The organism is Halobacillus aidingensis, assembly GCF_900104185.1.
In the GTDB taxonomy this organism is placed as follows: domain Bacteria; phylum Bacillota; class Bacilli; order Bacillales; family Halobacillaceae; genus Halobacillus; species Halobacillus aidingensis.
Genome location: NZ_FNIZ01000003.1, coordinates 249,600 through 261,933, shown reverse-complemented (window position 1 = coordinate 261,933; position 12,334 = coordinate 249,600). Strand labels below are relative to the sequence as shown.

Here is a 12,334-nt window from a genome sequence, read left to right as displayed (position 1 = left end):
CCGTTACAAACCCTTTCTTTTATCAATGTCTCTGTGAGTGACATGGGTCACGAAGTCAGAAGAGAAGTATTCCGATAAATGTTCAGCAAGCGCTACAGAGCGGTGTTGACCGCCTGTACAGCCGACAGCAACGACAAGCTGACTTTTCCCTTCACGTTTGTATTGAGGAAGCATGAATTGAAGCAAGTCCTTCAGCTTTTCAAGGAACTTCTGAGTATCGCTCCACTTAAAAACATAGGAAGATACTTCTGTGTTCAACCCTGTCAACGGACGCATATGTTCCACATAGTGCGGGTTCGGCAGGAAACGCACATCAAACATCAAGTCTGCATCAATGGGAACGCCGTATTTAAAACCGAAGGATACCATTTGAATAGAAAACACCTGTTGTTCCTTCTGACGATATTTTTCAATGATGCGCTCCCGCAGTTCTTTTGGTTTCAATGATGTCGTATCAATGATCGTTTGAGAACGGCCTCTCAGCTCATCCAGCATTTTTCTCTCTCTACGAATACCTTCAAGCGGCAGCCCTTCTTTAGCAAGGGGATGAGACCTTCGTGTTTCTTTATAGCGGGAAACAAGCGCCTGATCTTCTGAATCAAGGAAAAGAATATGTTCTTGCAGCCAGTCCTCTTTTCCCAGACGGTCAAGAGAATCAAAGAGCGCATCGAAAAATTCTCGTCCACGTAAATCCATCACTAGAGCCACATTTTGGATATTGTTGCTGGAATCTTTCATCAGTTCGAGAAATTTCGGAAGCAGGGCCGGTGGTAAGTTATCGACACAAAAAAAACCGAGATCTTCAAAGCTTTGAACAGCTACGGTTTTCCCTGCCCCTGACATCCCTGTGATGATTACTAACTGAGTATCGTTGGCATTTACTTCCATCTTTCATCGCTCCCCATTAGTCAGGTCGTGACGGATCCAAATCTTGATCGATCAAGCGGAAGTCCGTCGTATATACAAATGTTCCATACACTTGCTCTTCACTACTTAGGATATGCTTGAAAATTCTCCGATCTCCCTCTGCCATCGGCTTTTGAAGAACTTCTTTAACCGGAACCCACTCCAGTTCACCTTCTTCACTTTCATCAAGCAAATCCCCCGAATAGCTCGTACTGTAAAAAGTAAACATCATCCATTCATGAGCGGTTTTCTCTTCTTCCCGCATGACGAATGTAAAGGAACCACGAAGCTCTGGGTTTTCGATTGAAAGCCCCGTTTCTTCTTTAAACTCCCGGACGACGGAATCTTTGATATTCTCTCCGGCTTCCATCTTTCCGCCAGGGGCTACATACCAGCCTCTGCGTGGTTTTTTTAACATCAATACGGAATCATCAACTTTCAAAATACAATTCGCTACACGCTGCATCGTTATGGTCACCTCATTTTATTTCTAGAGGGCATCTCCACCCATTATACAATGAATACACAGGTTGCTACAATATTATGTTCCACAGCCGTTATTGAAAACTATCTCCTTTAAACTTATTTGGAAAAAGGTTTCGTTGATTATGTTGTGATTGAATGGAACGAAACCTTAGCTGAAAATTAAAGGAATATCTACTAATAAAAGTTCTGCATTTCAAAAAGTCCATTTATAAAACAAAAAAAGACACAGATGACGAGCACCTGTGCCTCATAGAGATTAATCTATTAAAAGGGGGTCAATTAATCATTTCCATCGTAACAGGAAAATATTTCATAGGTGTTACATCCGAGTTAAAATGGTGTTTCTTTTTAATTGACGACCTTCAATTCCTCTAAAAGATTTTCAATATAGTGCTGGGCAGATTGTGCGGCGATACTTCCATCACCAGTGGCTGTCACAATTTGACGCAATTCTTTTTCGCGGATGTCTCCGGCAGCGAATACGCCCGGTACTTTCGTTTCCATATTCTCATCTGTTTCGATATATCCTTGTTCATTCGTGATGCCTAGACTTTCGAATGGTGTGGACAATGGAATCATTCCGATATAGATGAACGTACCATTGGTATCGAATTCGTATTCTTCATCTGTTTTTTTATTTTGAAGCGTGACGCTTCCCACTTTTCCATCTTTTTCATTGATGGATTTGACAACGGTATCCCAGATGAAGTCGATCTTGTCGTTATCAAAAGCGCGATCCTGAAGAATCTTCTGTGCGCGTAATTCATCACGACGGTGAACGATTGTTACTTTGCTTGCAAAGCGCGTAAGGTAGACACCTTCTTCTACTGCAGAATCTCCTCCGCCTACAACGACTAGTTCTTTATCACGGAAGAATGCACCGTCACAAACCGCGCAATATGAAACGCCGCGGCCGCCAAGTTCTTTTTCACCTTGCACACCAAGTTCTTTATATTGAGCACCTGTCGTTACGATGACGGCACGTGCTTTGTATTCTTTGTTACCGGCTTTGACCGTTTTGTATTCCTTACCATCTACGACTTCTTTGATGTCGCCATACGCATATTCTGCACCGAATTTTTTTGCGTGATCGAACATTTTGTTAGATAAGTCTGGGCCAAGAATACTTTCAAAGCCTGGGTAGTTTTCAACGTCCTCCGTGTTCGCCATTTGACCACCTGGAATGCCACGCTCGATCATAAGCGTATCCAGGTTGGCACGAGAGGTGTAAACAGCTGCTGTCATGCCAGCAGGACCTGCCCCGGCAATAATGACATCATAAATGCGATCTTCACTCATCAATCTTCACTCCTTATGAATCCAAATAATCTCAGTTGCAATTCCTGTACATATCATAGTAAATCATACGAAAACCGTCCATTAATGTGCTTACTGGTGAAAGAAATGCATGTTCACCTATTCCTGCTCCCAGGGTCCGCCTTCGTTCCCCATCTTCGGGAACTGCTTGCATCCCTTTTCCCATAGTTGCAACGCTTTAGATGGATTACCTGTATGATAAACAGAGATGCTGTACCATTTGTAGTAAACTCTGCGGCGAGTAACCTGCTTATCACGAAGCGACCTGAACCGTTCGACCGCTTCTTGGTAATAGCCTGCTCTTGCAAGAGTCTCAGCTACGGCTAGTTTTTGCTGTTCATGCATAGGAAATACATTGCGGAGCCGTTCAATATGAAATGCCGCTTCTTCCGTCATCCCCTGCTTCAGATAAAAAGCAGCCAAATTCACGTCACAGTGAATGTTCGCCGGTTCTTTTTCCAAAGTCTCTTTTTCAAGCTGAATCGCTTTTTCACGCTCTCCGTTCATGAACAATGCGTAGGCGTATCGATGTTTGGCGATTTTGAATTCCGGGAAAAGCTGCATCATTTCATCAAGGACACTTAACGCTTCATCCCATTCCTCTTGCTCTAAATGATAAAAAGCTGTTTCCTGATAGATAATCAGCTCATCCTCATCCTCAAACGCCCAATCATCGTCTTCATCTTCTTCCTCTAAAGAATCCAGCATATCTCTCAATTGCTTAGCTGCTTCTTCAAATTCGCCGTCCCCAGGTTGTTCTAAATAGGTGTCGACATATTTTTTTGCATCATTAAGAAGACCGAGGTGCGCGTAATTATTCGCCATCAGATAGTAACAATCGACATATTCTTTGCCGTGTTCAGCCAATACCTCGGTCAGTACCTGATTTGCGGCATGATAAGAGCCAACTTCCGTATAAACGACAGAAAGTTGGCATGGATATAATGGTTCCTCGGGAGAAGCTTCAATCGCCTTTTTCAGCCACTTGACAGCAGCACTGAAACGACGCTTTTGAAAAGCTTGAATCCCATGAGAAAAATAAAATGAACCTGTAGGTACAAATGGGATAATGTTCGTATCCTGTTGTGCTGTAGTTCCTTTAAGTGTTGTCGTCATGACTGTCCCCCTATTTCCGTTTCAAATCTCACTAATTATGCAGTATAACATAAATGCTCACAGAGAAATAGGAGAAAAATGTAATCCATTAGGAATGACGTTTTTCCAAAACATCCAGAACATCATCCAATGGGACTTGACGATCAGTCAGGATGAGTAAGAGGTGGAATAATAGATCCGCAGATTCCAAAGCAAGTTCTTCTGGATCATCATTTTTTGCAGCAATGATGACCTCCCCTGCTTCCTCACCGATCTTCTTCGCAATCCGGTCGACCCCTTCCTGGAAAAGTGTGGATGTGTAAGACCCTTCAGGAAGAGTTGCTTTTCGGTCAGCCAATACGGTTTGAAGTTCATCCAGAATTTGATAGCGATTTTCTTTTGGCTTAGTTTCAGAATCTGTCAGTTCTTCAGAAAAACAACTATAATCCCCTCTGTGGCACGCTGGACCCGATGGCACCACTTGAACAAGCAAGGCATCCTGGTCACAATCGTAATGGATGCTTCTCACTTCCTGTGTATTTCCGGAAGTCTCCCCTTTGTGCCACAACTCTTGACGGGAGCGGCTGTAGAATACTGTTTCACCGATCTCCAACGTTTTTTTCAAAGATTCTTCGTTCATATAGGCTAAGGTCAGGACAGCTTTTGACTTGGCATCTTGCACAATCGCTGGAACGAGACCTTGTGCATCGAATTGAATGTTATCTATATTCATCGGACAGGCACTCCTTTTTCCTTCAAATACGCTTTCACGTTTTGCACAGACGTTTCTTTATAGTGAAAAATCGATGCGGCTAGTGCAGCATCTGCTTCAGCTTCAGTAAATACGTCATAAAAATGTTCACTGGACCCCGCCCCGCCGGAAGCGATGACAGGTACATTCACAACTTCCAGTACGGCTTTTAATAAAGGCAGATCAAAACCGGATTTTTCTCCATCTTTATTCATGGACGTGAGCAGAATTTCTCCCGCTCCAAGCTTGACCGCTTCTTTCGCCCAGTCCGTCACGAGCCAATCGGTTGGTGTCCGCCCACCATGCGTATAAACACGCCAGTTCGCTGCCTCTTCATCATACTTCGCATCAATCGCGACAACGATGCACTGACTTCCGAAGTAATCCGCTCCTTCTGTGATCAAGGCTGGCCTTTTTACAGCGGAAGAGTTCAGGGATACTTTATCTGCTCCATTACGGAGGGTTTCTTTGATGTCCTCAAGCGTGCGGATGCCACCGCCGACGGTAAAAGGAATGGCAAGTTCAGAAGCAACAGAACGGACGACATCAATCATCGTTTTCTTACCTTCATGACTGGCGGAGATATCAAGAAAAACGAGCTCATCTGCGCCTTGTTCGTCGTACACTTTTGCAAGTTCAACAGGGTCGCCGGCATCACGGATATCAACGAACTGTATGCCTTTAACAACACGACCTTCCTTTACATCCAGGCAAGGAATAATTCGCTTTGACAGCATTCAGTTCACCTCCACGTCGAGCGCTTCTTTTAAAGTGAATTGGTTCGTGTACAAGGCTTTTCCGACTATCGAACCAATGACATTACGATCCTTATATTCTTTCAGCTCGACAAGGTCATCCAGGCCTTTGATACCCCCAGATGCAATCACATCCACACCTGTTTCTTCAGCCAAACGGACGATTTCCTTCGTATTCGGACCTGAAAGCATACCGTCTTTTGCGATATCTGTATAAATGAACGTCTTCGCGCCCGCGGAAGCTAGGTCTTTTCCTAAATCAACCGCCTTCACTTCCGATTGTTCCAGCCAACCTGCTGTCGAAACAAAACCGTCACGTGCATCCAGACCAATCGCAATTTGCTCCCCATACTTTGAAAGAAGCTGTTTGGTTGTTTCCACATCGCGGACAGCAAGTGAACCGATGATGACACGATCAACGCCCGCATCCAAGTAAAAGCGGACATCTTCTTCTGAGCGGATACCGCCGCCAATCTGCACGCGACAGTCCAATTCTTTCGCCACTCTCAACACATGCTCCGCGTTTTGCTTGGAACCTTGTTTCGCTCCATCAAGGTCGACCATATGGATCCATGAAGCCCCTGCTTCTACAAATTCCTTTGCCACTTCAAAAGGGTTTTCCCCATAGACGGTTTCTTTATCAAAATCGCCTTGTTCAAGTCGCACACATTTTCCGTCACGCATATCAATCGCTGGATAGATCGTAAAGCTCATCATTAAAACTCCTCACTGTTTGCACATTACTTTACAAAAGTTCTCTAATAACTGCATGCCGGCTGTCCCGCTTTTTTCCGGGTGGAACTGGCTGGCTACAAGATTTTCTCTTCCGATAATTGCAGGCACTTCCATATGATAATCAGATGTCGCATATAAAATAGAAGGATCATCTGTCTTCACAACGAAAGAGTGAACGAAGTAAACATGGTCTTCCTTTACATCTGTCATCAGAGGTTTGTCCGGCTGATGGATCTCAAGCTGGTTCCAGCCCATATGCGGAACTTTGTAAGAACGTCCTTGATCATCCATCCCCGGAAAACGAGAAATGGTGCCAGGGAACAATCCTAAACCTTCCGTAAGTCCGCCTTCTTCACTGCTCTCGAATAACAGCTGCATCCCTAGACATATGCCGTAGACCGGTACACCTTCGGCCACTTTATCTTTTATAAAATCAATGAATCCATGCTCTTGAAGTGCTTTCATCGCATCCGGAAATGCTCCCACCCCAGGAAGGATGTAACCATCACAGGCTCCCAACGCCTGTGGCCGGTCCCCGATTTTATAGTCCACTCCAAGTCGTTCAAGCGCTTTTGAAACACTAAATAAATTTCCCATTCCATAATCGATGATGCCTATCATTATAAACTTCCTTTCGTACTCGGAACTCCTTTGACACGTGGATCGATTTGAGTCGCTTCATCCAAAGCACGTGCGAAGGCTTTGAACATCGCCTCAATAATATGATGGGTGTTATGCCCATGGTGTAAGACGATATGTAAATTCATCCGAGCTTCTACAGCAAGCTTCCAGAAAAATTCGTGAACATTTTCCGTATCAAAGGTACCGACACGATCTTTCGGTAGCTCTGCGCGCCACTCGAGGTGCGGACGGTCACTCAAATCAACCGCTACCGTGACAAGCGTCTCGTCCATCGGAAGAGTCATGGATCCGTAACGCTTCATGCCGTATTTATCGCCGACCGCTTCTCGCAGCGCCTGTCCAAGACAAATCCCGATATCTTCCGTTAAGTGGTGATCATCCACTTCCACATCGCCTCTTCCGACAACGGATAAATCAAAGAGGCCGTGTTTTGTGAACAATTCCAGCATGTGAGAAAGAAAAGGAACCTGGACATCCAAGTCCGCTTTCCCCCCTCCATCGATGCCAAGTTCAAGCTGAATATCTGTTTCTCTCGTTTTGCGTTCAATTCTTGCCGCTCTCGTTTCCGTCATTTCCATCGCTCCTTACGTGTCTCTACTGCGCGTGCATGGGCTTCTAACCCTTCCAATCGGGCGAACCTGGCAATTTTGTCAACGTTCGTTTCGAGGGCCTGTCTGCTGTATGAAATGACGCTCGATTTTTTCACAAAGTCATCCACGTTGAGAGGACTTGAGAAACGCGCCGTTCCATTCGTTGGCAGCACATGGTTCGGTCCTGCAAAATAGTCTCCGACAGGCTCACTGCTGTAAGGTCCAAGGAAAATCGCGCCCGCATGCTTGATCTTACCTAATTCCTGAAAAGGATCTTCGCTCACAATTTCCAAGTGTTCGGGTGCGATTTCATTGATGGTGTCTACCGCTTCTGCCCATGTTTCACAAAGGGCAATCATTCCATAGTCTTCCACGCTCTTTCTTGCGATATCAGCACGAGGCAGGGAATCCAGCTGTGATTGCACTTCTTTTTCCACAGCCTTTGCAAGCCTCTCACTCGTTGTCACAAGTACGCTTGACGAACGGGCATCGTGTTCCGCTTGAGAAAGAAGGTCAGCAGCAATTTCTTCCGCACGAGCGGTTTCATCAGCAAGGATCGCGATCTCACTGGGTCCAGCGATCATATCAATATCAACATCCCCAAACACTTCTCTTTTCGCTAGCGCAACAAAGACATTGCCCGGGCCTGTAATTTTATCAACCGAAGGGATCGTTTCTGTTCCATAAGCAAGAGCAGCAATCGCCTGTGCGCCCCCTACTTTGAACACATCTTCAACGCCAAGGATCTGCGCAGCAAGAAGGACACCATCCGGTACTTTCCCATCCTTACCGGGAGGAGTCACCATGACGACCCGCTCCACGCCTGCTACTTGTGCCGGAATCACATTCATAAAGACAGAGGAAGGATAAGCGGCTGTTCCCCCAGGCACGTAAACCCCTGCGGCATCAATCGGTGTGATTTTTTGTCCTAAGAGGGTACCGTCTTCCGAGCTGTCAAACCAGGAAGTGGTCTTTTGCTTTTCATGAAAAGCTCGGATGTTGTCCGCGGCCTCCTGTAAGATTTGGACGAACGCCCCATCGAGAGAGGCATACGCTTGTTCAAACTCTTCTTTAGAAACTTTGAAGGTTTCTAAAGAAGCTTGGTCAAAACGCTCCGTATATTCTTTGACCGCCTCGTCTCCACGGGTCTTCACCTGTGCAATGATGTCCTGGACGGATTTCCGCTGTTCTTCCGTACCTTGATCGACGGAACGCCTCAATGACTTTAAATCGGACTTATTAATGATCTTCATCAGCGCTCCCCTTCCATCACTTCACTTAGTTTGCTTACCATTTCCTCAATCTCGGTACTCTTCAAACGGTAACTGACCGGGTTCACAATCAAACGCGACGTAATATCTGTAATCTTCTCGTACTCTACCAGTCCATTTTCTTTCAACGTACGACCTGTAGATACGATATCGACAATGCGATCCGCCAATCCAATCAGGGGCGCAAGCTCAATGGAACCATTCAAAGGAATGATTTCAATCTGTTCGCCCTGCTCGCGGAAATAGTCAGATGCGACTTTCGGATATTTCGTAGCAATTTTCGGCGCAATCCGGCTCAGCGGTTGATCAGGCAATCCAGCTACGGCTACATAGCAAGGGCTGATTTTCAAATCGAGCACTTCGTATACATCCCGGTCCTGTTCAAGCAGGACGTCTTTGCCAGCAATCCCGATATCTGCTGCTCCATACTCCACATAAGTAACGACATCCATCGGTTTGGCCATCATGACGCGGATGTTCTGTTCAGGAAATTCCAAGATCAACTTTCTTGACTCATCCATGTCCGCTTCAAGCTCATAGCCCGCTCTTTTCATTAGCTCCGCCGCTTCTTCATAAATACGGCCCTTCGGCATGGCAATGGTCAACGGCTTACTCATCACGCTCACCTCCGCCTTTTGTCAAATCGATCGTTTCTGATAATTCCGCTTTGAATGCTTGCAAGTCCGGAATTTGGTCCACATGTTGTAAAAGAACCGCCTGACCATCCTCACGATAGCGTTTCGCTTCCTGCAATCCTTGTCCGTAACTATCATCGTCCACAATGACACCGATGCGCCCGTCATCTGACTCCTGCTCGTTTAATGCTTCTACCAAACGTTCCAGGTGAACGGCAAAACCAGTAGCCGAGGCACTGAGCTGGAAAGAAGGCAGTAACGTATCATAGCGGCCTCCGTTACAAAGAAGGGCCCCTAGGTTTGGCGCATAGCCTTCGAACAAAATCCCCGTGTAATAATCCATGTGGCTGATCAAGTTCAGATCAAAATGAATATACTTTTCAACCTCATACTGTTGCAGCAGACGATACAATTGCTTCAATTCATTCACCGCCTGCATGCAAGCTTGATTCCGCGCAAGCGAGCGGCTGCTATCAAAAATTTCATCGCCGCCTTTCAGTGTGAGCAGCTGAAGGAGAGCATCTTTTTTATCCTTTGGAACAGATAGCTCCTTTACCGCTTCCCTGTAACCGACGTAATTTTTGCGATATAAGTAGTTTAAAAGGTATTCAATCGTATCTTCATCATCACCAAGCAAATCTGTGAAGAAGGCTTTCACATAACCAATGTGACCGACCGTGATGACAAAATCGTCAAGTCCTGTCTGTTTCAATGATTCGACGAGGAGAGCGATGACTTCTGCATCTCCATAAGAGGAATGGTCGCCAATCAATTCCGTTCCGACCTGTTCAAATTGAGCCGGCTTCCCTCCCTCTGTCTGCTGGGCACGGAACACCGGGCCTTCATAAGCGAGACGAAGCGGAAACTCAGCGTCCTTCAGCTGAGAAGCAGCGACTCTTGCAATTGGTGCAGTCATGTCCGGTCTCAATACGAGTGTGTGTCCCTGCTGATCCAAAAGCTTGAACAATTGCTGATCAAGCGTCGCACTCACTTTTCCTACCGTTTCGTGATATTCCATGATCGGCGTATCCATAAACGAATATCCGAACGAAAGAATCGCATTCGATAATTGTTGGCGCGCTTTTGATTTTTGGTTATAAAAAAAGGGAAGCGTATCTCGCATTCCCAGTGGTTTTTCAAACATCAGGCGTTTAACCAATGGAATTCATCCTTTCCTCAAATCCTTTAGCTTGCTAATATGCTAACATGATAAAGATAGAGCGTCAATGAAGAAACTCATTAGCTTTGTTCCCCTTCTTATCATAGCAGAAACCGCTTCATAAATACGGACTCATAGGGAGAGGGTGAGCTTTTTTCAGCTCGAGGACAATGAATCGGCGATGGAGGATGTTAAACATCCGATAGAGGACATCGGAGGGGGATCGAGGACGTTAACAATCGTTAGCGGACATTGACAGCGAGTTAAAGGACATTAGATCTCGCCTAACGCAAAAAAAGACGCACAAAAGTGTGCGCCCGTTTGGTCAGGTTAAAGCCTTATTCAAATGGAGAATCTCATCAGCGTAACGAAGAGCGAGTGGTTCGGCATTCGGTTCCTCTTTTTGCATCTGCTGGTGAATGAACAGTCGCCCAACCTTTTCAAATCGCGCTCCCTTTTCCATCATCTCCAAAGCAACGACGGCTTCATAAAGCAAAGCCATTTTTTCAGCCAGGGATTTACTGTAATAGGTTTGCACTTCAGCGGGCTGTTTTAATACTTCATCTGCATATGGGATGAAGTTCAGGACACCCTCTTTCACGAGTGTGTACTCTTTCCCTTTATTCGTAACCTTTTCCAAGCGTTCTTGAACATGTTGGACGAACAGCTCATGACCTTGATATTTATTGAAAAGTTTCAAGACTTCAAGGCCGAGGATGTTCGCGGTTCCTTCCCAAACCGTCAACACTTGAGCATCACGCAAAAGTCTTGGTGTAACAAAATCTTCAATGTATCCATTCCCTCCGTGCATCTCAATCGCTTCGTGTGTAAAATGCACGGCCTGTTCGGCTGTTTCTTTTTTCATTATGGCAATCCGAACCCGATTTAGGATTTGTTCTTCAATTCTCGCTTCTTCCGGTTTACGAGCCACTTTTTCAAAGGCTTGAATCAAATCGAAAACAGCCCTCGTCTCCACTTCCTGCTTCACCGTCATAGAAACAAGCGTATCCTTCACCATCGGATATTGTATCAACGCCTGACCGAACGCATTTCTTTTAGTGGCATAATCCTGGGCTTCCGTTAAAGAACGCCGCATAATTCCAATAGAAGCAACCGCATTACAAACACGGGAAAGGTTCAAGGCTTCCATCATATAATAGAACCCACGTTCCGCTTCTCCTACCATAAACGCTTTTGCCCCGGTAAATTCAACCTCAGCGGATGGAACAGCACGGACGCCTAATTTATCTTTCAGTCTGCGTATTTGAATGCCATTCAAGTCACCTTCATCATTCCTCCAGGGAACGAGAAACAAACTGAGACCTTTCGTTCCTGTTGGAGCGCCTTCTACTCGAGCAAGAACCATGGCTACGCCACAAGCACCCGCATTACTGGCAAAATACTTTTCACCATGGATTCTATAATGATCCCCTTCTTTAATGGCTTTCACTTCATTGGCGCCCACATCAGAACCGCCCTGGCGTTCCGTAAGAAAAGTCGCGCCTTCATACAACTCCACATCTCCCGTTGATAACACATGCGGTAAATATTTGGCTTTCAACTCTTCGTCCGCATAATGATCGATTAAATAGGCAGTGGCCATCGTTAACGTCACCGGGCAGTAAAAACCAGGCTCTGCCTGGGAGAGAAGATAACCTTGAGCATACGAATACATGTAGTCGCCTTTTTGTTCAAGCTCAGGGATGTCCTTATGCAGATAACCGACGATCCCTTCGCCATACGTTTCTTCTATTGTTTTTTTATACCCTTCGTTCAACCACACTTCTGAAATGTCGTTGCCCATCTTGTCATACTTGATCAACTTTGGCTGCCCTTCACGATCGGTGTGAACCGCCCGTTCATCGATCTCCTTTGCACACTTCCCACCGAAAAACCGGAGTCGATCATCTGCCCACTGGTAAAAAGACTCGTCCCACACTTCCTTCAAGAGATCTTGAAGATTCACATCTCTTTCGTAAAAGTTCATTCCAC

The 12,334-nt window shown here is 45.6% G+C and carries 13 protein-coding genes; all 13 read right to left on the bottom strand.

Annotated elements, in window-relative coordinates; all coding sequences use genetic code 11:
• Positions 1-3: 3 nt before the first annotated feature.
• The 13 genes from rapZ to BLS23_RS04540 all read right to left on the bottom strand — a co-directional run bounded on the left by rapZ (position 4) and on the right by BLS23_RS04540 (position 12,329).
• On the bottom strand, positions 4-888 hold the full coding sequence (rapZ, locus tag BLS23_RS04600) for an RNase adapter RapZ (protein WP_089651360.1): 885 nt from the start codon (positions 886-888) through the stop codon (positions 4-6).
• Positions 889-904: 16 nt separating this feature from the next.
• On the bottom strand, positions 905-1,372 hold the full coding sequence (locus BLS23_RS04595) for an 8-oxo-dGTP diphosphatase (RefSeq protein WP_089651359.1): 468 nt from the start codon (positions 1,370-1,372) through the stop codon (positions 905-907).
• A gap of 368 nt (positions 1,373-1,740) precedes the next feature.
• Positions 1,741-2,691, bottom strand: a complete 951-nt coding sequence (gene trxB / locus BLS23_RS04590; RefSeq protein ID WP_089651358.1) for a thioredoxin-disulfide reductase — start codon at positions 2,689-2,691, stop codon at positions 1,741-1,743.
• Between the two features lie 117 nt (positions 2,692-2,808).
• A complete protein-coding gene (locus BLS23_RS04585; protein ID WP_089651357.1) occupies positions 2,809-3,825 on the bottom strand; it encodes a tetratricopeptide repeat protein in 1,017 nt (338 codons plus the stop codon).
• Positions 3,826-3,913: 88 nt separating this feature from the next.
• The gene (gene hisIE, locus BLS23_RS04580) at positions 3,914-4,537 is read right to left on the bottom strand and encodes a bifunctional phosphoribosyl-AMP cyclohydrolase/phosphoribosyl-ATP diphosphatase HisIE (RefSeq protein ID WP_089651356.1); all 624 of its coding nucleotides are present in this window, start codon (positions 4,535-4,537) and stop codon (positions 3,914-3,916) included.
• Entirely contained in the window at positions 4,534-5,292 is a 759-nt protein-coding gene (hisF, locus tag BLS23_RS04575; RefSeq protein WP_089651355.1) for an imidazole glycerol phosphate synthase subunit HisF, read from the bottom strand. Before hisF ends, hisIE begins: the two co-directional genes overlap by 4 nt.
• A complete protein-coding gene (gene hisA, locus BLS23_RS04570; RefSeq protein WP_089651354.1) occupies positions 5,293-6,024 on the bottom strand; it encodes a 1-(5-phosphoribosyl)-5-[(5-phosphoribosylamino)methylideneamino]imidazole-4-carboxamide isomerase in 732 nt (243 codons plus the stop codon).
• Between the two features lie 12 nt (positions 6,025-6,036).
• On the bottom strand, positions 6,037-6,666 hold the full coding sequence (hisH, locus tag BLS23_RS04565) for an imidazole glycerol phosphate synthase subunit HisH (protein WP_089651353.1): 630 nt from the start codon (positions 6,664-6,666) through the stop codon (positions 6,037-6,039).
• Positions 6,666-7,259, bottom strand: a complete 594-nt coding sequence (gene hisB, locus BLS23_RS04560; RefSeq protein WP_089651352.1) for an imidazoleglycerol-phosphate dehydratase HisB — start codon at positions 7,257-7,259, stop codon at positions 6,666-6,668. Before hisB ends, hisH begins: the two co-directional genes overlap by 1 nt.
• A complete protein-coding gene (hisD, locus tag BLS23_RS04555; protein ID WP_089651351.1) occupies positions 7,256-8,530 on the bottom strand; it encodes a histidinol dehydrogenase in 1,275 nt (424 codons plus the stop codon). Before hisD ends, hisB begins: the two co-directional genes overlap by 4 nt.
• Positions 8,530-9,165 (bottom strand): ATP phosphoribosyltransferase, encoded by a 636-nt coding sequence (gene hisG / locus BLS23_RS04550; RefSeq protein WP_089651350.1) that lies wholly within the window; start codon positions 9,163-9,165, stop codon positions 8,530-8,532. Before hisG ends, hisD begins: the two co-directional genes overlap by 1 nt.
• Positions 9,158-10,342, bottom strand: a complete 1,185-nt coding sequence (locus BLS23_RS04545) for an ATP phosphoribosyltransferase regulatory subunit (protein ID WP_089651349.1) — start codon at positions 10,340-10,342, stop codon at positions 9,158-9,160. The genes hisG and BLS23_RS04545 overlap by 8 nt, the downstream gene beginning before the upstream one ends.
• Before the next feature lie 325 nt (positions 10,343-10,667).
• On the bottom strand, positions 10,668-12,329 hold the full coding sequence (locus BLS23_RS04540) for an acyl-CoA dehydrogenase family protein (RefSeq protein WP_089651348.1): 1,662 nt from the start codon (positions 12,327-12,329) through the stop codon (positions 10,668-10,670).
• Positions 12,330-12,334 lie beyond the last annotated feature (5 nt).